Origin of the sequence: Acinetobacter sp. CIP 102129, assembly GCF_000368305.1 — a bacterium.
Lineage (GTDB): Bacteria > Pseudomonadota > Gammaproteobacteria > Pseudomonadales > Moraxellaceae > Acinetobacter > Acinetobacter parvus.
In genome coordinates, this window is the sequence record NZ_KB849339.1 from 87,576 (window position 1) to 111,518 (window position 23,943).

The window sequence follows — 23,943 nt, forward strand, 5'->3', positions numbered from 1 at the left end:
CCTTATTAATAAAAGTCAACTGATCAGAAAAGAGTAAGCCTGTGAGCGAAAACCAACCTTTTGAGTTAGTCACCAACTACCAGCCAGCAGGTGATCAACCTCAGGCGATTGAGAAGCTTGTAAGTGGGATTGAACAGGGTTTTCGTAATCAATTGCTACTTGGGGTTACAGGGTCGGGCAAGACCTATACTATGGCCAATGTGATTGCCCAAACCCAGCGTCCCACCATTGTGATGGCGCATAACAAAACGCTTGCGGCACAGCTTTATGGTGAGTTCAAGGCATTTTTCCCAAACAATGCGGTCGAGTATTTCGTCAGTTACTACGATTACTATCAGCCAGAAGCCTATGTGCCCTCATCAGATACCTTTATCGAAAAAGATTCCGCCATTAATGACCACATTGACCAGATGCGGCTCTCCGCAACCCGTGCTTTGCTGGAACGCCGTGATGCCATCATTGTGGCATCGGTGTCTGCCATTTATGGTTTGGGTGATCCAAATGCCTACATGCAAATGTTGTTGCACATTGTACAGGGCGATCGGATCAGCCGTGATGACATTATTCGTCGTTTGGTCGAAATGCAATATACTCGTAACGAACTTGAATTTTTACGTGGTACCTACCGTATTCGCGGTGAAATTATTGATATTTTCCCAGCTGAATCAGATCAGGATGCGATTCGGGTGGAGCTGTTCGATGATGAGGTGGATTCAATCCGCTGGTTTGATCCGCTGACTGGAAAACTGGTGCGTAAAGTGCCGCGTGTGACCATTTATCCAAAGAGCCACTATGTTACGCCGAAAGACCATTTAACCCGTGCCATTGATACCATTAAAGATGAGTTAAAAGACCAGCTTAAATTCTTCAAGGATCATGACAAGTTACTGGAGGCACAACGTATTGAACAGCGTACCCGTTATGATCTCGAGATGATGCAGCAGTTGGGCTATACCAATGGGATCGAAAACTATTCACGCCACCTTTCAGGTCGTACGGCAGGCGAAGCACCACCGACCTTGTTTGACTATATTCCTGAAGATGCCTTGCTGATCATTGATGAATCGCATGTGACTGTTCCACAAATTGGTGCGATGTATAAAGGCGACCGTTCCCGTAAAGAAAATCTGGTGAATTATGGTTTCCGTTTGCCAAGTGCTTTGGATAACCGCCCAATGAAATTTGAGGAATGGGAACGTATTGTACCGACTACTGTGTTTGTCAGCGCGACACCAGCACATTATGAACTGGAAAAATCAGAACAAATTGTCGAACAGGTAGTCCGTCCAACGGGATTGATTGATCCTGAGATCGAGGTTCGCCCTGTGTTGACACAGGTCGATGATGTATTGTCTGAAATCAATATTCGTAAACAGTTGAATGAGCGTGTGCTGGTCACAACACTGACCAAACGTATGGCAGAGGACCTAACTTCATATCTGAAGGAATATGGTATCAAGGTGGCTTACCTGCATTCAGATATTGATACCGTTGAACGGGTTAAGATTATCCATGAATTGCGGACAGGTGTGCATGATGTACTGGTCGGCATTAACCTGCTGCGTGAGGGGCTGGATATGCCAGAAGTGTCGTTGGTGGCAATTCTGGATGCGGACAAAGAGGGCTTTCTACGTTCTGAGCGTTCCCTGATCCAGACCATTGGACGTGCTGCCCGTAATGTGAAAGGTAAAGCAATTTTATATGCGGACCGCATCACTGACTCCATGCGTAAGGCAATGGATGAAACAGAACGCCGTCGTAATAAACAGATCGAGTTTAATGAATTACATGGAATTACCCCACGCAGTGCTGTTCGTCAGGTGATCAAGGAAATTGATACAGGTGAAGTTTTAAGTGATGATCAGATTGATGAAAAAATTGTTGATCAACACAAGGCCATCAGTGCTGATGAACAGCATCTTTTATCTGATCCAAAACTGTTTGCGAAGCACATTGGCAAACTGGAAAAGGAAATGTTAAAGGCATCCAAGGAGCTACAGTTTGAGCAGGCTGCAAGACTCCGTGATGAGATTGTTCGTTTAAAGGCACACATGCTGCAATCTTGATTTTTAAGAGAAATCCTCAAAGGCGATACATATCGCAACAGAATTTGTTTATAAATTGGGCTATGTTACAGGACAAATGACCATTTATAACAAATTTCTGTTTTGAGGATTTCTCATGCCATTTATTAAAAGTTTCCCAAAGGCAAGTTGGCGTTTAGCAAAGATAGCGATGGGCGGTGTGGTTTTAACGGGGTTGGCTGTAGGAACAATTGCCTATGCTCAGGCAAAACCTTTACCCACTGTTGAGAAAGTGGAACTCGATAAGTATTTGGGGGTTTGGTATGAGGTGGCCCGAAAGCCAATGTTTTTTGAGCGTAAATGCGCATTTAACGTCACGGCAACCTATACGCTGAATGAAAATGGCAACATCGTGGTTGACAATAAATGCGCTGACCAGGATGGTGATTTACAACGGTCCCTAGGTGAAGCCTTTGTGGTGAATGCGCCATTTAACAGTAAATTAAAAGTCAGTTTTTTACCTGAGGGTGTGCGCTGGATTCCTGTCGGTCGTGGGGATTACTGGATTTTAAAACTGGATGAGGATTATCAGACGGTATTGGTGGGTGAACCACGCCGTAAGTATTTATGGGTGCTTTCCCGTATTCCGAATCCGAAAAAAGAAATTATCCATGAATATTTAAATTATGCGAAATCATGGGGCTATGATATTCATGATGTGATTTACCCTGAACATCGCTAAATTAAGATATACTGATTTCGTTTAAACCATGCTTGCATGGTTTTTTTATTTTTATATATATGATGATTGAAAAAGAATTTTACCTAAAATCAAAAAAATAATTATAGGTATTTTATGAATTTATAGTCAATCAGGACAAAATCTTAGCTCAAATAGCAGCTTTTGATTCAATATTGATGATAATTCTATTACAATTATTGCGTTTTAAAATTCACGCCCAGTATATATAAATTAGAGGACGTCACTGTGAGCAAAGACACTATCGTTGCCCTACACGCAGAACACCAAGGTCGTTGGAAAAACCGTGAAGAAATCGCGGAACGTATGATTACTTTAATTGGTCAATTATACCGTGAGAAAAATATTGTTGTTTCTGTTTACGGCCGTTCTTTAATTAACCGCTCAGTGATTCAGATTTTAAAAACACACCGCCGTACACGTATGGTTGATGTTGAGCTTTCAGTTGTCAACACGTTCCCAATTCTCGAAGCATTGATGAAAGTTGAAAACATCGGTTCTGCCGAAGTTGATATCGGTAAGCTTGCTGTTGAATACCAAAATCAGGGCGGTGATGTAGACGCTTTTGTTGCCAATGCTGTTGCATCAATTCAGGGTAATGCAACTTCTGAACAGCCTAAAGATGTTGTTCTTTACGGTTTTGGCCGTATTGGTCGTATTCTGGCGCGTTTAATCATCAGTCAATCAGGCCTGGGTCGTGGTTTAAGCCTTAAGGCAATTGTCGTGCGTAAATCATCTGATGGTGACTTGGCCAAACGTGCCTCTTTGTTACGTCGTGACTCTATTCACGGTACGTTTGACGGTACGATCTCTGTTGATGAAGAAAATGAAGCCATCATTGCAAATGGTAACTTCATTAAAGTTATTTATGCTTCAAGCCCAAGCGAAGTGGATTACACCGCTTATGGTATTGAAAATGCGCTTCTTATCGACAATACAGGTAAATGGCGTGATGCAGAAGGTCTGAGCCAACACTTGAAATGTGCAGGTATTGCACGTGTAGTTTTGACTGCACCAAGTAAAGGCGAGATGAAGAACGTTGTATACGGCGTAAACAATACAGATATCTTAGATGAAGATAAAATCATCTCTGCTGCAAGCTGTACAACCAACGCAATTACACCTGTATTGAAAGTTTTAGATGACAAATACAAAGTATTAAATGGTCATGTTGAAACAGTTCACTCGTTCACAAACGACCAAAACCTGATTGATAACTACCACAAGGCTGACCGCCGTGGTCGTGCTGCAACATTGAACATGGTAATCACTGAAACTGGTGCTGCGAAAGCGGTTGCCAAGGCATTACCAGGCCTTAAAGGCAAGTTGACGGGTAACTCGGTACGTGTTCCTACACCAAACGTTTCACTTGCAATATTGAACTTAAACCTAGAGAAAGAAGTTGATCGTGAAGAAGTGAACGAATACATTCGTCAAATCTCAATCAACTCTAGCCTACAAGGTCAAATCGGTTATACCAACTCGACTGAGGTTGTATCAAGTGACTTTATCGGTTCGCGTACTGCTGGTGTGTTTGATGCACAGGCAACAATCACTTCTGGTACACGTTTAACTGCCTATGTTTGGTACGATAACGAAGTGGGTTATAGCTGTCAGGTATTGCGTATTGCTGAACAAATGTGCGGCGTAAGCTATGCAAAAATTCCTGCTCAAACAGATGCATAATATTCGTTAGCAAAGTTATACAATACAAGCCCAGTTTCGACTGGGCTTTTTTATAGACTGCACCGAACCTATGCTGATAGAAACATTAAAATAAAAGAAAATAGCGACAAGGGAAGATGATTGGTTAGGAATACTTCATTGTAGCAGTTCAGACGTTTATTCACGGTATTTGCCTTAATTGTGGTGGCCAACTTGTGTGGTGTATATGTTGCGATGTGGGTGCTTAAGCATTTTAATATTTATATTCCATTGAAGAATAGGCATCCATAACACAATGAAATAACACTTTTTTAAAGCTAGAAACGTATTTGCTGATTTTTCTATTCGAGAAATTTATTAAAATGTGGCAGAATAGTCCGCTTTTAAGATTTTAGAGGATTGGCACATGCGCTTTGTTGATGAAGCAGTCATAACCGTAGAGGCTGGCGACGGTGGCAATGGCGTAGCCAGTTTTCGCCGTGAAAAATTTGTCCCTTTTGGTGGTCCTGATGGCGGTGATGGGGGGCGTGGTGGAAGTATCTATATCCAGGCCGATGATGATACTGGTACGCTGGTTGATTACCGTTATACCCGTCGATTCCGTGCGGAACGTGGTAAGAATGGCGCTGGTGCGAACTGTTCAGGTCGTGGCGGTGAGGACGTTATCCTAAAAGTACCTGTGGGTACAACCATCGTGGATACTGAATCTGGCGACATTATTGGTGACTTGGTCAAGGATGGTCAGCGTGTCAAAGTGGCACATGGCGGTGATGGTGGTTTAGGTAACACACACTTTAAATCATCGACCAACCGTTCACCACGTAAATGCACACATGGTATCAAGGGCGAATATCGTGAAGTACGTTTGGAATTAAAAGTGCTTGCAGATGTTGGCCTGCTGGGCATGCCAAATGCTGGTAAATCCACGTTTATCCGCGCAGTCAGTGCGGCCAAGCCAAAAGTGGCAGACTATCCATTTACCACCATGGTGCCGAACCTGGGTGTGGTGGATGCGGATCGTCACCGTTCTTTCGTGATGGCGGATATTCCAGGGTTGATCGAAGGAGCGGCAGAGGGCGCGGGTCTAGGGATTCGCTTCCTTAAACACTTGGCGCGTACCCGTATCCTGTTGCATATTGTGGATGTCCAGCCGATTGATGGTTCGGACCCTGCACATAATGCCAGAGCAATTCTGGGCGAGTTGAAAAAATTCTCTCCAACCTTGGCAAAACTTCCACTGGTTCTGGTGTTGAACAAGCTTGACCAGATTGCTGAAGAATCAAGGGATGAATGGTGCCAGCACATTCTGGATGAATTGCAGTGGACAGGTCCAGTATTCAAGACATCTGGCCTTATGTCAGAAGGCACCAAAGAAGTTGTGTATTACCTTATGGATCAAATTGAGCAACAGCGTGAACGTGAAGTTGAAGATCCTGAGTATGCAGCAGAAATTAAAGCATTCCGTGAGCAGCTTGAGGCTGAAACACGTGAACAAACCATCGCGGCAAAAGAAGCTTATCGTGCCATGCGTAAGGCTCAGCGTGAAGCGGGTCTGGAAGACGATGAAGATGACTTTGATGACGATGAGGATGAAGGCGGCGTAGAAAGTATTTACGTACGCGACTAGTGAATCGAGGAAAAAATGATAGAAGTGGTCGATGGGCAACGTCAGCTCAATGCGTGTAAACGAATCGTTGTTAAAATCGGATCATCTTTACTTACTGCAAATGGGCAAGGTCTAGATTTAAATGCAATTTCGCACTGGGCGAAACAGATTGCAGATCTACACAATGCTGGACATGAAATCATACTTGTGTCCTCAGGTGCAGTAGCAGAAGGGATGGTACGCATGAAGCTTGCGACTCGACCCACCGATCTACCCAGTTTGCAGGCCTGTGCCGCCATTGGTCAAATGGGTTTGATTCATACATGGTCAAGCGTACTGGATCAGCATGGTATTCAAACCGCACAGGTTCTACTCACGCATGATGATCTTGCAGATCGCCGCCGTTATCTCAACTCCTGTGATGCTTTACAAAACCTGATTGACTGGCGTGTGATTCCTGTCATCAATGAAAATGATACAGTCTCAACCGATGAAATCCGTTTTGGTGACAATGACACTCTAGCTGCAATGGTCGCAGGGCAGGTACATGCCGATTTATTAATTATTTTGACCGATCAGCAAGGCATGTTTGACTCCGATCCACGTTCTAATCCAAATGCGAAACTGTTCCATACTGTACGTGCTTTGGATGAAAGTCTGTTTGATATGGCGGGCGGTAGTGGCAAGTTCGGGCGTGGCGGCATGCTGACTAAAGTCCGTGCAGCGCGTTTAGCGGCTAAATCGGGTTGTCCAACATTAATTGCCAGTGGTGAAAGTGATAACGTATTGGCGCGTTTAATGGCGGGCGAAATGTTGGGTACGCTGTTCATTAGCGACAATGACCGTATCGCGGCGCATCAACAGTGGTTGGCTGCACATTTACAAACAGCAGGGCGTTTGGTGATTGATGATGGCGCAGTTAAAGCCATTAAAGAAAACCACCGTAGTTTATTGCCTGTGGGTGTTAAAGCTGTAGAAGGGCATTTTGAACGTGGTGATGTGGTGGAGTGTGTAGATACACAAGGTCATCGTGTGGCAGTGGGACGTGTTAATTTTAGTTCGCGTTCTGCAGATTTGGTTAAAGGCTTGGCTTCTGACAAAGTGCATCAGGTGTTAGGTGAGGCACGTTCGTTAGAGATGATTCACCGTAACCATATGGCGATTTACTAAATACAAATAGAAAAACAGCTCGCTTAGGCGAGTTTTTTTATGTTCGTTCTATATTGGGACTAATTCTTAGTGCATCAAATTTTAATTCTGGAAGTGATTTATTTTCTCCCATCATGTACGGGTGGTCAGCCAATGACAACATATCCAGATCTTCTTCGCTATTTCCATAAACATAGATATATTGATAGTCCTCTAAATTGTATTGTTGCAAAATCCGTAATTTTTTCTGTTCACAGCTACAGTCTTCGGAACTGTAATGACCTGTCAGCAGGCCGTTCTTAATTTCTGTTGCTGTACAGATTAATTCGATATTTAGAAACTCACAGATTGGCACAAGATAAAGATCAATCGAAGCCGAAACCAGCACAATGTGATCACCCTGTTGTTGATGCAGGCGAAGTTGTTGCAATAGGTTCTGATCTAAATTCTGAGTAAGCTGTAGGGCATATTCCTGTGCCAAATTTTGTACAAAATCTGCTGCAATGCCCTTAAACATGCTCTGAAACAAGCGTGCTCGCATCGCATGGGCAGGGTACAGCTTTAAATAATAGGCATGAATCCACGGTAGGATTTTCAAGCCTTTTTTTACGATATGTTTTTTTGAGAGCGTATAAAAAATAAATCCAGTAAAACTGTCCTTGGGATAAAGTGTCCCATCAAAATCAAATAAGGCAAGGTTTAAAGTTTTATGCGTTTCGCTTTTTGCATGCATGTTTCATATCGTCCATTTACACGGCTTGCAAACCAATTGGTATTGTAATCACGGCTCAGTTTTGGCCCTGAAATAACGACTTGAGGCATGGTTGCATAAATTGGTTCTTTTTGGGTTTCATTTTGATAGAGCTTTTGCACTGCTAAATAAGTTTGCGTGTCTTCAAAACTTTTTTCTTTTTCTTTTTTTAAGTCACTACGAATCTGGCGTGGTGTTACCAGAATGTTGTTTTGTGCAAAAATTGCAATCAGCTCTTTCTCTGTCTGGCTCTGGGTTGCCCTAATATCACCATTCTTGGTGTAGAGCAGTAGGTCGCCATCCAGACTGATTTCAGTTTTGGTCATTGCATTCAGCATACTCTGAAAAGCCGCATTTCGACTGGAATACATGCCTGAGTTATAGTCTGCGAAACGGTAGATGGCCTTGTCATAATCGGCAGGGTATTCCATTAAACGGTGAATACCATAATATAGACCACCATATTGGGTATAAAGATCATTGCGTAGTTCAGCGATGCTGCCGCTTTGGCGTTTATGTTCTTTGGCATAGTTGATATGGACCTGCATGGAACCCAGTGTGGTAATCGGGTTCATCTTTTCGCCAATATCCTGACCTACCAGTTTTGCCGCACCAGTTAAGGCACTAACATGGTAGTGCTTGGACATATAGTCAAAAATTTCACGATAGAGTAAATCCAGCTCGCGTTCAGTTTTGACCTTACGCATTTGGCTCATGTAATTATTTTCTGGAGAGGGCTGGTTTTTCAACACATCTTCAAAATACTCCGCCACCGTTCCACCAATGGTTTCACCCAGTTTGGCCTCAAACTTCTCTTTTAGGCGGCTGTTAATTTCCTGTACCGCTTTTTCACCCAGTCCAGGCACGGCAGGGTCGGCAACAAAGTTTGATTCCTGATCTACCACAGCAACCACACTACATACGTTCTGCTTGGTTTTTGGAATGCTGAGTTCCTGCATAATGTCAAAAATATCCTGTGCCCAGGATTGTCGGTCATTCACACGTGCTGGAATGACTTTCTTAATCTGCTCTGCTTCCATTTCAGGTTCTTTACCATTTGACCACCATGCGTTGTCACCGCAGGCACTGAGACTGATGCAGGCTGCAATGATGCTAAAGGTTTTAAATAAAGGACGAGCTGGGAACGATTTATTCATAATCAGGACAACACCGCATAAAAAGATGAGTCAAATGGGCGAATGAAGTATACTATGTTGATCAGAATTTGTAAGAAAATATATGTATATTGGTTCATACCAACTGTCAAATAATTTGATCATTGCCCCGATGGCGGGTGTCACTGACAGACCATTCCGTTCATTATGCAAGTACTTTGGGGCAGGGCATGCGGTCAGTGAAATGATGACGGCTGATAAAACCCTACGCATGAGCAAAAAGAGTTTATATCGGGCCAATTTTGATGGTGAGCTTGCACCCATCTCCGCACAAATCGCAGGTTCTGACCCGTTTGAATTAGCCGAGGCAGCACGTTATCAAGTTGCCAATGGTGCACAAATTGTTGATATCAATATGGGCTGCCCAGCCAAAAAGGTCTGTAACAAGCTCGCTGGTTCAGCCTTGCTTCAGGATGAAGATCTAGTCGCCCGTATTTTGGATACCGTGGTGGCCGCTGTAGATGTTCCTGTCACCTTAAAAACTCGTCTGGGCTTTCTGAATGGTCAGGAAAATATCCTGCGTGTGGCAAAACGGGCTGAACAGGCAGGGATTGCGGCCTTGGCCCTGCACGGTCGTACCCGTGAGGATATGTATTTAAATACAGCCCGTTATGAGTTGATTAAGCAAGTTAAGCAAATGATCAATATTCCCTTAATTGCCAATGGTGATATTGATAGTCCTGAAAAAGCCAAATATGTGCTGGACTATACAGGTGCGGATGCGATTATGATTGGACGGGCCGCACAGGGAAGACCGTGGATTTTTCGGGAAATCGCGCATTATTTAAAAACAGGCGAACATTTGGCTGCACCTGATATTGCCGAAGTAAAAGCGGTCCTGCTTGGTCATTTGGCTGAACTTTATCAGTTCTATGGTGAGTATTCTGGTTGCCGTATCGCGCGTAAGCATATCGCCTGGTACACCAAGGGCTTACGTTCAAGTAATGAATTTCGCCAGAATATGTATAAGGTTGAGAATACCGCTGATCAGGCGAAAGTGGTGGAAGCCTATTTTGATCAGTTACTTGATCAGGGGCAGCGTATGAGTGATGTTCAGGTTGAGCAGGTAAATTTATTAGAGATCAAGTAGGGGCGAAGTGAATTCGCCCAAAGTATTGATTATTGCAAATGTGCAGTGATTTTCTGTAGGATTTGCATAATCACATCAAACTCACTTTGCAGTGGTGTGCTTTTACGCGTCACCAAGGCAAGGATGCGGCTTGGAGCATCTTCAATTGATTTCACTTCAATAGCTTCATTGAAATGAATCATGCTGTTCTTTAATGCAATTTCAGGCAATAAAGTAAAGCCTAGGTCTGAAGAGACCATTTCCACCAAGGTGGGTAGAGAACTTGCCTTTAAACGCTGGTCATTCTTGCGTTCACCCACAGGACAGGCACTGAGGGCATGGTCACGCAAACAATGGCCTTCTTCCAGTAGCATAAGGCGAGACAAATCCAGATCATCCAGGGAATTTGCATTGGCCGCATTTTTATCTTTCTTGTTGTAGACAAGGAATAAATGCTCTTTGGCAATTTCGACAACCTTTAAGCTACGTGTATCAAAAGGCAGGGCAAGTACAATCATGTCCAGATTGCCATGTTCCAGTTTCTCTACAATCTTCTCGCTTTGGGCTTCATGCAGATGGAGTTGAATTTTTGGCAACTGCTGGTGCACTTCATCCAGAAGCTGGGTCAGGATAAAGGGTGCAATGGTTGGGATGATGCCAAGATGAAGGTCACCTGTTAAAGGTTCGCTCATTTCACGGCTTAAACGCATTAGGTCCTGCGCATCGGCCAATAACACGCGGGCCCGTGCAACAACCTGTTCACCTAAAGGGGTTAAACGGACGTTTTGACGATCACGCTCAACTAAGACGCCACCTAATAAGCGCTCCAGTTCCATAATGCCGCCCGACAGTGTTGACTGGGTGACAAATGAACGGCGTGCTGCTTCGGTAAAATGTAAAGTTTCTGACAACGTAACTAAATATGATAGCTGTCTTAATGAGGGTAATGCAGCCATAGTGTCCTAGTGTGATGATCTAAAATGATGAGCAAACAAACCGCTAAGTTGTGGAATGAAATGTGCTGGAATATCATGCCCCATTCCTTGAATTAATTCAAACTTAGCACCAGAAATCGCTTTTGCTACAGCTTTTCCGTGACTTGGGGGCAGCAAACGGTCTCTTGAACCATGAACCACCAAGGTCGGTTGGGTAATGTTCCTGTTTAATGGCAACAGGGAACCCGTACATAATATTGCTAAAAACTGTTGAAGTACACCCGCTGGGTAAAAACTACGACGATATAGCTTGCGAATGGTTTGAATTGCCTCAACCTGGTTCACATAACCTGGTGATCCAATGATGTGAAATACTTTCAGGCTGTGATTGACAATGGTTTCCTCGTCATGCGTTGCTGGTTTGCCCAGTAGGCTTAAAATCTGTTTTGGATAAGGCGGTGGCAGAAAAGGCTGGTTGTTACTGGTAAACAGTAAGCCCACTTTTTCAACTTTTTCTGGATATTTTGCCGCAACAATCTGTGAAATCATGCCACCCATGGATGCACCAAGAATATAGGTTTTCTCTATACCCAACTGGTCAATCAGCATGGCAACATCATCTGCCATGTCATACAAGGTATAGGGTGCTCCCTCATTGCCTAGACCGACCATAAAACGACTCATCAGCTTCATGGTGTTGAGACGTTGGCGTTCTTTGTTGCGGACCTTGGAAGATAGCCCAATATCACGGTTGTCAAAACGGATGACACGGAAGCCCTGATCAATCAGCGATTTGCAAAAGAAGTCAGGCCAGAACAGCATTTGTGCACCTAAACCCATGATCAGTAGAATGGTTGGGTGCTCAGGATTGCCGCCCATCTCTACATGCAATTCAATGCCATTGCCCAAAGTGACTTTGGTTTCCTGCATAAAAGGTGCATAAGGCGACATATTAAATTGTAAAGCACTGTTCATGGCATTCGTTCCGTGTTGAATTTTTTTTATAAATACAGGGTCAGAGTTTGGGGGATATTCATTTCACAACAAACTCTGGTATTTAAACCCTAAACCTGTGCAGGAATCAAGTCTGGAACGAGTTTGCTTAAGGCTAAACGCTGTTTACTTGCGGTTGCCCCCAACAGCACAAAACCTCTTAAGGTGCCTTGACTGTCTACTGCTTTGGCAAGCATACCGTCATCAAACTCTTCAGTTTCCCAGTTCACCTCAACATCCAGTGGTGCAGGTAAAACAGTCAGCGGTGCGGCAGGTGTTTTTACCGCAACTGGCATTGCAGGGTAATGGACATTGGTATTTTGACCACTCAGTGTTTTTGCCAAGGCACGGGCCTGTTGCATGATTGGCATGACGAATGGCAGTAATGTTCCATTCACCTCAGCACAGTCACCCACTGCATAGATGTCAGGCTGGCTGGTTTCCAATAGGGTATTGGTAATGATGCCACGACTGGTCTGGATATTTGCTTCTTTTGCCAGTGCAATATTTGGCTGTAAACCAATTGCTGAAAGAACGATGTCAGCGACCAAGGTCTGACCATTGGCCAATGTGACCGCATAGTCTTCGCCATCATTGATCTTGGTCACTTTTTCAACAGTGGTTGAAAGGGCGAATTTAATGCCCGCCTGCTCTAAATTGGTTTTAAAGGCTTCCGCAACATGGTTTGGTAATAAACGGCCCAGTGGTTGTGGGGCAAGGTCAATCACGGTGACATCGTAGTTACTGTGAAGTAAGTCATTGGCAAATTCACAGCCAATCAAGCCCGCACCCAAAATAACCACACGCTTGTCTTTACGTTTTGACAGGTTCTCACGGAATATACGGTAATCAGTCAGCGAGTTCACCACATGAATATCATCACTACCATCACCTGCAATGGCTAAACGGATTGGATTGGCACCCACAGCCAAAACGAGTTTTGAATAGGGTTGAGTAATGGTTTCACCATTTTTTTCCAACGTGATTTCATGCCTTTCAGCATTAATTTCCTTGACCCAGGTTTCGGCCTCAATACGCATGTTCAACTGGGTTGCCATTTTTGTGGCATCGCCCAAAGCAATTTGTTCAGGTGCCTTATTGCCCGCAAAGGCATTTGATAATGTTGGTTTTGCATAATTCACCGCATCATCCGCACAGATCATAACCAGTTCTTGTTCAGGACTGAGTTTACGAAACTCACGTGCAACGGTGTAACCCGCCATACCTGATCCAATGATGATGATAGGATGCATTATATTCTCCAATATTTTTTCACTTAAAACACATTACAGGAAAAAAAAGACCATGCTCATGTCATGGTCTTTTTTAATTCATTTAGATTTCAACCATCTCAAAATCAGCTTTTGAAACGCCGCAATCTGGGCAAGTCCAGTCATCTGGGATATCTTCCCATTTGGTACCTGCGGCAATGCCGTCTTGTGGCCAGCCTTCAGCTTCGTCGTAAATCCATCCACAGACGATACATTGATATTTTTTCATGTGACTCTCCAAACTGATAGGTATGCTCAAGTTGCCTTTCAGTAAAACTATTCCATAATGTCGCTACGATCGCTGCAATGAACTAACTTGTGTTGATCGGGAGTTAGATTTTTACGCACAACAACATTTAAGTAAAGTAAATGCAAGAGTTTAATGATTTATACAAAAAGTGGAATGGCAAACTTATCTGAAAGTTTTGTTGTTTGAGCAATTACTCTAATTTTTTGAAAAATATAATGGCTTGTGTAATAAAAAAAGCCCGAATATATCGAGTTTATGAATAAACGCTTTGATCAAGGACTTGCAATGGCTAAACATCTGGCGGAAAAATAACTAAAAAGTTGCGTAATAGATAGGGCTTAATCAAACGGCGATTCTATTTAAAATTGATAAATATTCATTTTTTTGAATTGTTCAGTTGAAATAATACGAAAACGTTTCATGATCTGCTATTCTATGCTACTTCATTTTTACTTAGCCCGAGGCAGAGATGACGCAGCAAAACGCTCAATCGACTTCTGAACAAACACTTTCTGAAAACGATTTAATCGCACAGCGTCATGCCAAATTAAAACAAATTCAGGATACGGCAAAGGAAACAGGCAAAAGTCCTTGGCCGAATACATTTAAGCGTGAGCATTATACTGCTGACCTGCAAGAACAGTTTAAGGAACAGGACAAGGCACAGATTGAAAGTGCTGAAAAAGTCTATGTAAAGGTTGCGGGTCGTGTCATGCTGAACCGTGGATCATTCATTGTGATTCAGGACATGACGGGTCGTATCCAGCTTTATGTTGACCGTAAAGGTTTAGCAGCTGAAACTTTGGAAACAATCAAAAGTCTGGACCTCGGTGATATTATCGCGGCTGAAGGCTATATAGGCCGTTCTGGTAAAGGTGATTTATATGTACACCTTGAACAGTTTGAATTGTTGACCAAGTCACTTCGTCCACTACCAGATAAATTTCACGGTTTAACCGATACCGAAGCGAAATATCGTAAACGTTATTTAGACCTGATCGTCAACGAAGAAACCCGTAAGACATTTGAAATCCGTGCCAAGGTTGTGGCGGGGATTCGTGCGTTCTTAAGTAATGAACGTTTCATGGAAGTTGAAACCCCAATGATGCATGTGATTCCAGGCGGTGCATCAGCTCGTCCATTTGAAACGCATCATAATGCTTTGGATATGCCGTTATTCCTGCGTATTGCACCAGAGCTTTACTTAAAGCGTTTGGTGGTGGGTGGTTTCGAGCGTGTGTTTGAAATTAACCGTAACTTCCGTAATGAGGGAGTTTCAACACGCCATAACCCTGAATTCACCATGATTGAGTTCTATCAGGCTTATGCTGACTATAAAGACCTGATGGCATTGACTGAAAATATGCTTGAAAAGCTGGCCCTTGATATTCTGGGTACGACTGATGTGCCATATCAAGGCGAAGTATTTAGCTTTAAAGGTCCATTCAGGAAAATCTCAATGTTTGATGCGATTCTTGAGCATAATCCTGATTTTACCCCTGAAAATGTCAATGATCGTGAGTTCCTGGCAAAGTTCACGCAGGAAGTGCTTAAGGAACAAGTGAAACCAGGATTTGGTTTAGGTAAATTGCAGACTATTGTGTTTGAAGAAACAGTGGAAACCAAACTACGTCAGCCAACGTTCATTACTGAATATCCAGCGGAAACATCACCACTTGCACGCCGTAATGATGATAATCCACACATTACTGACCGTTTTGAGTTCTTTATTGGTGGTCGTGAGTTGGCAAATGGTTTCTCAGAGCTAAATGACCCGATTGATCAGGCTGAACGTTTTCAGGCACAGGTGGCTGAAAAAGACGCGGGTGATGATGAAGCCATGCATTATGATGCCGATTTTGTGGAAGCACTTGAATATGGTCTGCCTCCTACCGCAGGTGAGGGAATTGGTATTGACCGTTTGGTTATGCTTTTTGCTGATGCGCCGAGTATCCGTGACGTGATTTTATTCCCACATATGCGCCGTAAAGATTAATTTTTTAATCCTATAAATACTTGAAAAGGCCGCTTTTAAAAAGTGGCCTTTTTGTTTGGATGTAAAGAAAATGTAATTGTTTTCTTTAATGATTGAAAAGTGTAGATAAAAAAACGATGATGTCCTGCATAAATATATCTGAGAATATTTCTGGCATGTTTTTAAAAAAATCACTATCTATGGCGGTATTTGCCTGCTTTTCTTCTATTACCCTTGCTCAAGGTTTAGTGCTGAATGATGAAAATTTACGTACCGATTTAAACTGGTTAAACCAGCAAGGTGTCATCCAGATCAGTACTTCGACCTGGCCATTAAGTGGTGATGAAATTCAACGTGCATTGGCGCAGGCGAAAGTCAGTAATAACACCCAGCAAAAAGTGGTTAATTCAGTCATTCATGCGCTAAAGGCAGATAATGGGCCAGCCAAGGTTGGTTTATATGCTGGTACTGACTTAAAAACAATTCCCCAAACATTTGGCGATAATCAAAAATCACAATATCAGGTTGCGGCTGAGTTTAATGCTGGCGGTGAGAACTGGGATGCCAAGTTGCGTATCAATGGCGAAAAAGATCCATTGATTGATAATGGACATGATGCCAATGTCGAGGGTTCCTATCTTGCGGGCAAACTCTGGAATCAATGGTTGATTGCTGGGCAAGTCCCAACTTACTGGGGGCCAGGACATGATGGAAGCCTGATTCGGGGTGATGCCAGCCGTCCTGTTTACGGGATAATCGCTCAGCGTGCGGTACAGAATGCCTTTGAAACAAAGTGGCTATCATGGATTGGTCCTTGGCAATATCAGGCCTTTGCAGGGCAACTGGACGATTACAAAGCCATTCCAGGTGCGAAACTTCTTAGTCTACGCTTGACTGTACAACCTTTGTCTTATCTGGAGCTTGGTGGTTCACGTATATTGCAATGGGGTGGTGAGGGACGCCCAGAAAGTCTGGATTCTTTATGGAACGCAATTAAAGGAAACGACAACTTTGATTCTGCAAATGATGATAAGTCAAATCAGATTGCAGGTCTGGATTTTCGTCTAAATATGCATCCATTATTGCAAATACCTGTGGGTATTTATGGACAATATGTTGGTGAAGATGAAGCAGGATTCTTGCCAGCCAAAAAAATGTATCTAGCAGGTGCAGATTTCTCTTCAATCTATAAGAATATGCCATATCAGCTTTATGCAGAATGGGCAGATACACGTACCAATGGTCAAGTGGATGGCGTGTCATATAACCATTATGTCTATACGGATGGTTATTATCAGCATGGTTTCCCATTAGGACATGCAGTTGGTGGTGATGGGCAGATGTACTCTGTTGGTGGTGACATTCGCTTTGATGTGATGAACCGCCTAAGTGGGCGTGCCTTATATGCCAAAGTAAACCAGTCCAATTTAGCCATTAATGCGGCATTTCCAAAAGAAGATAGCATTAAGGGGCTGGACCTCACCTGGACACACTATATAAAACCGACACTTCCACTGAAAGTGAATGGCTGGGTCAGCGACTCTGATTTAAATGGCCGTGATGGCGGTGTTTCGGTAGGCGTTGAAATTCCATTGGAACGCAATATGTTCGGTTTCTAAATTAACCAACTCAGAAAGAAGCCTGTATGGGCTTCTTTTTTTTGTTTAAATTCATGTGAAATAGGTTGCATCTATATTTCTGAATATAATTTTCATATCATAATTTTGCATATTTATATGAAAAAACAAGCTAAAGAACTCGATCTAAATTATTATAATGGATAACCTTTGTTAGCGTGATCATTTATCCGCTAGGCAGAATATTAATATCACGAAAAATTGGAGTTGTTATGGCACTCGTTCCTCCACACGGTCTTCCAAGTGGTGGTTTAATACCACTTATAGATTTTATGGGTAACATGGATAAGGAGGGATGTGTTCATGACTGATAATAGACTTACTCACCTTAAGCAGCTTGAGGCTGAGAGTATTCATATTATTCGTGAAGTGGCTGCTGAATTTGAAAATCCAGTCATGCTCTATTCGATTGGTAAAGACTCGGCAGTAATGCTGCACTTGGCATTAAAGGCATTCTATCCAGCTAAGCTTCCATTCCCACTACTGCATGTAGATACGGGCTGGAAATTTAAGGACATGATTGCATTTCGTGACAACATGGCAAAAACCCATGGTTTTGATCTGATCGTGCATCAAAATACGGAAGGGCGTGATGCAGGAATTAACCCATTTGACCACGGCAGCTCAAAATATACCGACATCATGAAAACTCAGGGTTTAAAACAGGCGCTAGACAAGTACCAGTTTGATGCTGCTTTTGGTGGCGCACGTCGTGATGAAGAAAAATCACGTGCCAAAGAGCGTGTTTATTCGTTCCGTGACACCAAGCACCGCTGGGACCCGAAAAACCAGCGTCCAGAACTTTGGAATCTTTACAATGGTAAAGTGAACAAAGGCGAAAGTATTCGTGTATTCCCATTGTCCAACTGGACTGAGTTGGATATTTGGCAATATATCTATCTGGAAAATATTCAAATCGTTCCTCTTTATTTCTCTGCGGTTCGTCCAGTGGTTGAGCGCAGTGGCACGTTGATCATGGTGGATGATGAACGTATGCGTTTAAAAGAGGGCGAAGTTCCACAAATGAAATCGGTACGTTTCCGTACGCTGGGCTGCTATCCATTAACGGGTGCGGTTGAGTCTGAAGCGGATACCTTGCCAGAAATTATCCAGGAAATGCTTTTAGCCACCAGTTCAGAGCGTCAGGGTCGTATGATTGACCATGATGAAGCTGGCTCAATGGAAAAGAAAAAGCAGGAAGGTTATTTCTAATTTCCTTAAGCAAGTCCCTCTGTTAAAAGAGGGATGTAGGGAAATTACAAAATTAGATTTCAAATTTTGTGGAGTTTTGAGCAATGTCTCATCAATCAGATCTTATTAGCCAAGATATTTTGGCATATTTAAAACAGCATGAACAAAAAGACCTGTTGCGTTTCTTAACCTGCGGTAATGTCGATGATGGTAAAAGTACCTTAATTGGGCGTTTGCTTTACGATTCAAAATTGATTTATGAAGATCAATTGCAGGCAGTGACCCGTGACAGTAAGAAAGTGGGTACCACAGGCGATGCACCTGACCTTGCCTTGCTTGTCGATGGTTTACAGGCAGAACGTGAGCAGGGCATTACCATTGATGTCGCTTATCGTTACTTCTCTACTGAAAAGCGTAAGTTTATCATTGCGGACACCCCAGGACATGAGCAATATACCCGTAACATGGCAACAGGTGCTTCAACGGCTGATCTTGCGATTATTTTGATTGATGCGCGTTATGGTGTGCAAACGCAAACTCGCCGTCATACTTTTATTGCAAGTTTACTTGGTATTAAAAATATCGTTGTTGCGATCAATAAAATGGACTTGGTTGAGTTCTCTGAAGCACGTTTCAACGAAATTCAAGTTGAATATGATGCATTCTTAAGCCAGCTTGGTGAGCGTCGTCCAGAGAATATTTTATTCGTTCCGATTTCAGCATTGAATGGCGACAACGTTGTTAATCCATCTGCAAGTACGCCATGGTACAAGGGTCAAACCTTGATGAGCATTCTTGAATCAGTGGAAATTAAGCGTGATTCAAATAAAAAAGAATTCCGTTTCCCTGTTCAGTATGTAAACCGTCCAAACCTTGATTTCCGTGGTTTTGCGGGTACGATTGCGCTGGGCGAAATCAATGTGGGTGATGAGATTGTTGCATTGCCATCAGGTAAAAAATCAACGGTCAAAGAGATTGTGACCTTTGATGGCAACATTGAGCAAGCCATCGCAGGTCAGGCGGTGACCTTAACGCTGAATGATGAAATTGATATTTCCCGTGGTAACGTTTTAGTCCGTGCTGGCGAGCAACCCTTGATTTCACGTTCTGTACGCGCATCAGTGGTGTGGATGACTGAACATCCTTTGGTTAAAGGCAAACTGTACAATGTGAAGATTGGTACACAGACTGTTCCTGCCAAAGTGACTGAAATTAACTTCCGTGTGAATGTCAATACACTTGAACATACTCAGGTTGAAGAGCTTGAACTGAACGCGATTGCAGATGTAGTGATTGAATTTGATGCGCCAGTGGTGTTTGATCAGTATCAGGACAGCCGTTATACAGGTTCATTTATCTTTATTGACCGTTTAAGCAACGTTACTGTTGGTGCAGGAATGGTTGAAGCGGCAGTTGAATGGACGGCGCATAGCAATCCCGTCACTGCGGAAGATCGTGCGGCACGTTTGGGTCAAAAACCTGCGGTGATTGGTGTTTCAGCGCAATTGATTGAACAGGCTCAGACTTTGGAAAGTTTATTGATTCAACAGGGTGTGGTGGCAATTGCCAAAGCAAATTTGACTGCTGAGCAAATTAGTTTGTTACGCGAAACGGGTGTGGTGGTGATCACGACAACTGTAGAGGGTACAGATACTGATGTGACAGCGGATAGTGTTGAAGAGGCTGCTGGAAAAGTAGTGGAATTGGTTCGTCTTTAATAGCTTGGACTGACTTGTAAAAGTCTGCTTATGCAGGCTTTTTTATTTTATAAATTCGAGATTTATATCTTTGAAGGTTCTTGATTCTTCAATTTAATTTAAAATAGCGATAAATATATCGGGCTGATATTTTTTTTATTCTGTTTTGAAATGTCTTTTATGAGACAATAGTTCTTTGAATTATTGTCTAAGGACTCCCATGACTGAGCAAACTCCTGAATATTTAAGCGATATCGAAATTTTAGACATTTTACAGTCGATGAAAAAAGATAAGCTTGATGCAGAAGCGAACGAAATCATCCGTAATGGGGGGAAGGCTGGGCGTCAAGAAGCACACAAGCAAGCTTTGGTTGCACTGAATACAAGTTTTGAAGATAAATTTGTAGAAGCAGTAACACTTGCATTAGGTTTAAATTCTGGACAAGCTAAAAAAATTCGTTATAAAAAAGACCGTATCCGTATTTTAAAAGCGCGTGGGATTGATTATCTGGCGATTGATGGCGCAGAAACAGCCCAGGTTTTGGCTCAGGTCGCACAGGCAATTGCCCGTGAAGACGCGATGGTCACGCATGATTTGCACAATATTTTTCCATTCTGGAAAGAGGGCTGGCCGATGGTTCAGTTTGACAATGCCTACAAAGTTCTGGCGGAAGATATTTCCATTCATTATCAGGCAATGCTCGATGAATTAATTTCACTGTATGGTGCAAATTAAAATATAGTGGTGGAATCACATTCTTTGTATTGCTCTTTACCATTATCGCTTTGTTATTTGGATTTATTGCAAAGTGAAAAAAGCCCATCTAAATGGGCTTTCTGTTTATTAGGATTAATTTTCCTGTGTGGGTGACTCTGTTTCTAAATTCGGCATGATTTGAGTCACAAGCAGTTGGTCGATTTTATAATGATCAATATCGACTACTTCAAACTTAAAACCCGCATATTCTACAGCATCGGCTGGACGCGGAATCTTGCGCAAGCGATACATGATAAAACCCGCAATGGTTTCGTAGTTTTCATTTTCTGGAAACTCTTCAATGGCCAGCGCATGTTTCACATCTTCTATTGGCGTGCTGCCATCAATAAACCATGAATGGTTGTCCCGTTTGATGATCTGCTGTTCCTCTTCCATTGGTGTCACCCAGTCACCCATCACAGTAATCATGATGTCACTGAGGGTAATTACACCCACCACCAACGCATATTCATTGATGACGACTGCAAATTTTTCTTTGGTTGAACGAAAACGGTCCAGCAGTTCAGACAGGGTGAGGGTGTCAGGAATAATCAGGACGGTACGGATGGTTGATTCATTCAGTTGAAGCAATGACTGGTTGTTTAGAATCCGAACCAGAATATCTTTGGCATCCACATAGCCAATCACCTGATCAATGTGTTCATTACAGACAAGGAATTTTGAATAAGGATATTCCGCCAGTTTTTGCCGAATACTGTTTTCATTTTCTTTCAGGGTAAAATACACCACATTTTCACGTGTGGTCATACTGGATGGAACTGTGCGTTCCTCAAGCTCAAACACATTCTCAATAAAATGGTGTTCCTGTTTTTGTAGAATGCCTGCCTGTGCACCTGCATCCATAACTGCTGAAATATCATCAAAGGTGATATTGTCATCACGTATGGTATTTACCTTAAATAGGCGGAACAACAGGTTGGCAATCGCATTGATTCCCCAAGCCAGAGGTTTACAGATTTTGATGAAAATCTGAATTGGCTCAATCACCCTAATCGAAATCTTTTCGGGTGCATTCATCGCCAGACGTTTTGGCATTAGGTCGGCAAACAGGATAAACAGCGAAGTGACCAAGGTAAAGGAGAGGGCGAAACCAATCGTTTCCAGCCAGGGTCCTGTATAGAACCGTGCAACAAACTCCACAAAATAGGGGCGAAACGCCCCTTCACCTAAAATACCACCTAAAATGGCAATCGCATTTAAACCAATTTGTGAGGCGGCAAAGAAGTCGGCAGACTGTTCCTGCAAGTCCAGAACTTTCTGTGCACGGATTTCACCTGATTCCGCTAAAATCTTTAGTTTAACCTTTCGCGCACCTGCAAGCGCAATTTCAGTAAGTGATAGAAAACCCGCCGCAAAAATAAGCAGAATAATGACAATAATATTTTGGAAGAGACTCACACATCACCTGTGGTTTATCATTATTGTGAATATGTTTTAACACAAAAAAGTTGTGAGGTAATTAGAACATTACCTCAGTGTAACAATAGCGTTCAACAAGCATACTCGTAGAAAGCTAACCATTATAATAAAACAAGATGTTAATATTGTGAAAACTGCGTATTATTTAAAAGAAATTCACGATTTTCTTCTTCAATCATTTGCCGTGCTACAAACAGGATTAACTGCCTTAACCAGCGATGCGCTGGATGATGATGCAATAAAGGACACCAGGCCATCTTTAATTCAAATTCAGGAATATAAAATGGAGGATCCTTTATAATCAGTTTTGGATTCTGTGCCTGTAGACGTGCCATACGGGTTGGAAGTGTGGCAATTAAATCAACATTCTGTGCCAGAAGAGCAGGCATTTGATAATGACGGGTAAATACCGAAATTTTACGGCGTTGACCAATCCGTTCCAAAGCCTGATCAATCCAGCCTAAACCAGCCTGTTTGTCTGGGTTGACACCAAAGCCAACACCCATACCTGTCTTGGATACCCAGATATGCTGGGCGTCTAAATAACTTTTTAAATTAAGATGGGTTACGGCAGGGTGCTTGTCATTTAAAATACAGCTAAAGCTGTCACGCCAAACCAATACCTGATGAAAGCTTTGTGGAATTTCATTAAAACGGTTAATTGCCAGATCAACCTTACCTTGTTCCATATCGCGGTAGGACACGTCACTTGGAGTCAGGAAGTCCAAAACAACATTTGGCGCTTCAGAACGCAAGGCTTTTACAAGGCGGGGAACCAAAGTGGCTTCAGCATAATCGGAGGTCATGATGCGGAACACGCGATTGCTGGTATAAGGTCTGAACTCGGTACGAGGTTCCAGAATCATGGACAGGTCTGATAGTGCGTCACGAATACGGGGTTGCAGTTCCAGTGCCCGTTCAGTCGGTGTCATCCCTTCGGAAGATCGGATCAGGAGAGGGTCATTAAATAAGTTACGCAAACGGCGTAAAATATTACTCATTGCAGGTTGGGTAACACCTAATTGTTCCGCTGCGCGTGTGACATTTTTTTCACGAAGAAGTACATCAAGATAAATTAATAAATTGAGATCAACCCGCTCCAGATTCATAAAAAAAATACCGAAAATAAAATCCTTAAATTATGTTGAATTATGCCATATTTAAAGATGTTTGTGTAACTTAATCCTACAAAAAGCCTTGGCTATCAGTCCAATCAGGAAGTCACTTTCCCATGAGAAAATTTCACTTTCATAAGGGGAAAATTTATCTGACTGTGCTACAAATGGCAAAAAATGTCAGTTTTGGGGAGTATGGCAAGTCCTAAAATTGTATTTAAATAAGTCAAATATAAGAAAAAAGAGAATTTCATAAAAAATTTAATCATTAAAAAATTATGAATAACAATGGTTTAAATTGGTTTTTTAATCTAAATAAAATGACCTTTATTCCTATATTTCATAAGAAAATACCGAAAATTACCCAATAATATTGGATAAATTGATTGCCACAGACTAAGCTGTGCAAAATATTGAAGAAGTGCTTGAAATCTCGCCTATAAAAAAGCATGATTTTCAGCGTCCATTCGATGCCAATCCCTC

At 42.5% G+C, this 23,943-nt stretch carries 20 protein-coding genes and 2 pseudogenes; 14 read left to right on the forward strand and 8 right to left on the reverse strand.

Annotation, left to right across the window (positions count from 1 at the left end; translation table 11 throughout):
• The first annotated feature begins 41 nt into the window (after window positions 1-41).
• From uvrB to proB, 6 genes and pseudogenes are all read left to right on the forward strand, one after another.
• A complete protein-coding gene (gene uvrB, locus F973_RS01895; RefSeq protein WP_004759664.1) occupies window positions 42-2,066 on the forward strand; it encodes an excinuclease ABC subunit UvrB in 2,025 nt (674 codons plus the stop codon).
• Window positions 2,067-2,181: 115 nt separating this feature from the next.
• A complete protein-coding gene (locus tag F973_RS01900; RefSeq protein WP_004759665.1) occupies window positions 2,182-2,766 on the forward strand; it encodes a lipocalin family protein in 585 nt (194 codons plus the stop codon).
• 246 nt (window positions 2,767-3,012) lie between these two features.
• Window positions 3,013-4,470 (forward strand): glyceraldehyde-3-phosphate dehydrogenase, encoded by a 1,458-nt coding sequence (locus F973_RS01905; RefSeq protein ID WP_004759667.1) that lies wholly within the window; start codon window positions 3,013-3,015, stop codon window positions 4,468-4,470.
• Between the two features lie 177 nt (window positions 4,471-4,647).
• A pseudogene (locus tag F973_RS14950) lies at window positions 4,648-4,731 on the forward strand (MFS transporter); the annotation flags it as partial.
• A gap of 124 nt (window positions 4,732-4,855) precedes the next feature.
• Complete coding sequence (cgtA, locus tag F973_RS01910) at window positions 4,856-6,076, forward strand: Obg family GTPase CgtA (protein WP_004759669.1); 1,221 nt, start codon at window positions 4,856-4,858, stop codon at window positions 6,074-6,076.
• Window positions 6,077-6,091: 15 nt separating this feature from the next.
• On the forward strand, window positions 6,092-7,225 hold the full coding sequence (proB, locus tag F973_RS01915) for a glutamate 5-kinase (RefSeq protein ID WP_004759670.1): 1,134 nt from the start codon (window positions 6,092-6,094) through the stop codon (window positions 7,223-7,225).
• A 37-nt stretch (window positions 7,226-7,262) separates the two neighbouring features.
• On the opposite strand, the gene F973_RS01920 is transcribed toward proB, so the two are convergent.
• A complete protein-coding gene (locus F973_RS01920) occupies window positions 7,263-7,937 on the reverse strand; it encodes an HAD-IB family hydrolase (RefSeq protein WP_004759672.1) in 675 nt (224 codons plus the stop codon).
• Window positions 7,904-9,112, reverse strand: a complete 1,209-nt coding sequence (locus F973_RS01925; protein ID WP_004759674.1) for a DUF1615 domain-containing protein — start codon at window positions 9,110-9,112, stop codon at window positions 7,904-7,906. The genes F973_RS01920 and F973_RS01925 overlap by 34 nt, the downstream gene beginning before the upstream one ends.
• Window positions 9,113-9,194: 82 nt before the next feature.
• On the opposite strand from F973_RS01925, the gene dusB reads away from it, so the two are divergent.
• The gene (gene dusB, locus F973_RS01930) at window positions 9,195-10,220 is read left to right on the forward strand and encodes a tRNA dihydrouridine synthase DusB (protein ID WP_004759675.1); all 1,026 of its coding nucleotides are present in this window, start codon (window positions 9,195-9,197) and stop codon (window positions 10,218-10,220) included.
• 29 nt (window positions 10,221-10,249) lie between these two features.
• Here the strand turns inward: dusB and oxyR are convergent, their stop codons facing one another.
• From oxyR to rubA, 4 genes are all read right to left on the reverse strand, one after another.
• On the reverse strand, window positions 10,250-11,155 hold the full coding sequence (gene oxyR / locus F973_RS01935; protein WP_004759676.1) for a LysR family transcriptional regulator OxyR: 906 nt from the start codon (window positions 11,153-11,155) through the stop codon (window positions 10,250-10,252).
• A gap of 6 nt (window positions 11,156-11,161) precedes the next feature.
• Entirely contained in the window at window positions 11,162-12,109 is a 948-nt protein-coding gene (locus tag F973_RS01940) for an alpha/beta fold hydrolase (protein WP_004681149.1), read from the reverse strand.
• Between the two features lie 89 nt (window positions 12,110-12,198).
• Window positions 12,199-13,380, reverse strand: coding sequence for a rubredoxin reductase RubB (gene rubB / locus F973_RS01945; protein WP_004759678.1), 1,182 nt, complete (start codon window positions 13,378-13,380; stop codon window positions 12,199-12,201).
• An 82-nt stretch (window positions 13,381-13,462) separates the two neighbouring features.
• Window positions 13,463-13,627, reverse strand: coding sequence for a rubredoxin RubA (gene rubA / locus F973_RS01950; RefSeq protein ID WP_004678010.1), 165 nt, complete (start codon window positions 13,625-13,627; stop codon window positions 13,463-13,465).
• Window positions 13,628-13,882: 255 nt separating this feature from the next.
• Between rubA and F973_RS15325 the strand changes: the two are divergent.
• The 7 genes and pseudogenes from F973_RS15325 to F973_RS01975 form a co-directional block, all read left to right on the forward strand.
• A pseudogene (locus tag F973_RS15325) lies at window positions 13,883-13,960 on the forward strand (SRPBCC domain-containing protein); the annotation flags it as partial.
• Window positions 13,961-14,117: 157 nt separating this feature from the next.
• On the forward strand, window positions 14,118-15,644 hold the full coding sequence (lysS, locus tag F973_RS01955; protein ID WP_004681145.1) for a lysine--tRNA ligase: 1,527 nt from the start codon (window positions 14,118-14,120) through the stop codon (window positions 15,642-15,644).
• Between the two features lie 155 nt (window positions 15,645-15,799).
• Window positions 15,800-17,242: a capsule assembly Wzi family protein gene (locus F973_RS01960; protein ID WP_004759679.1), complete on the forward strand. Its 1,443-nt coding sequence runs from the start codon at window positions 15,800-15,802 to the stop codon at window positions 17,240-17,242.
• Between the two features lie 230 nt (window positions 17,243-17,472).
• Window positions 17,473-17,571, forward strand: coding sequence for a hypothetical protein (locus tag F973_RS14955; protein WP_004677999.1), 99 nt, complete (start codon window positions 17,473-17,475; stop codon window positions 17,569-17,571).
• Entirely contained in the window at window positions 17,564-18,472 is a 909-nt protein-coding gene (cysD, locus tag F973_RS01965) for a sulfate adenylyltransferase subunit CysD (RefSeq protein ID WP_004759681.1), read from the forward strand. The genes F973_RS14955 and cysD overlap by 8 nt, the downstream gene beginning before the upstream one ends.
• Window positions 18,473-18,555: 83 nt before the next feature.
• Window positions 18,556-20,169, forward strand: a complete 1,614-nt coding sequence (gene cysN, locus F973_RS01970; protein WP_004759683.1) for a sulfate adenylyltransferase subunit CysN — start codon at window positions 18,556-18,558, stop codon at window positions 20,167-20,169.
• Between the two features lie 199 nt (window positions 20,170-20,368).
• Window positions 20,369-20,884, forward strand: a complete 516-nt coding sequence (locus F973_RS01975) for a hypothetical protein (protein ID WP_004759684.1) — start codon at window positions 20,369-20,371, stop codon at window positions 20,882-20,884.
• Between the two features lie 114 nt (window positions 20,885-20,998).
• Here the strand turns inward: F973_RS01975 and F973_RS01980 are convergent, their stop codons facing one another.
• Together F973_RS01980 and F973_RS01985 are read right to left on the reverse strand one after the other, a co-directional pair.
• Window positions 20,999-22,324: a polyamine export protein PaeA gene (locus tag F973_RS01980; RefSeq protein WP_004759685.1), complete on the reverse strand. Its 1,326-nt coding sequence runs from the start codon at window positions 22,322-22,324 to the stop codon at window positions 20,999-21,001.
• 140 nt (window positions 22,325-22,464) lie between these two features.
• On the reverse strand, window positions 22,465-23,454 hold the full coding sequence (locus tag F973_RS01985) for a LysR family transcriptional regulator (RefSeq protein WP_004677989.1): 990 nt from the start codon (window positions 23,452-23,454) through the stop codon (window positions 22,465-22,467).
• Between the last annotated feature and the right edge of the window lie 489 nt (window positions 23,455-23,943).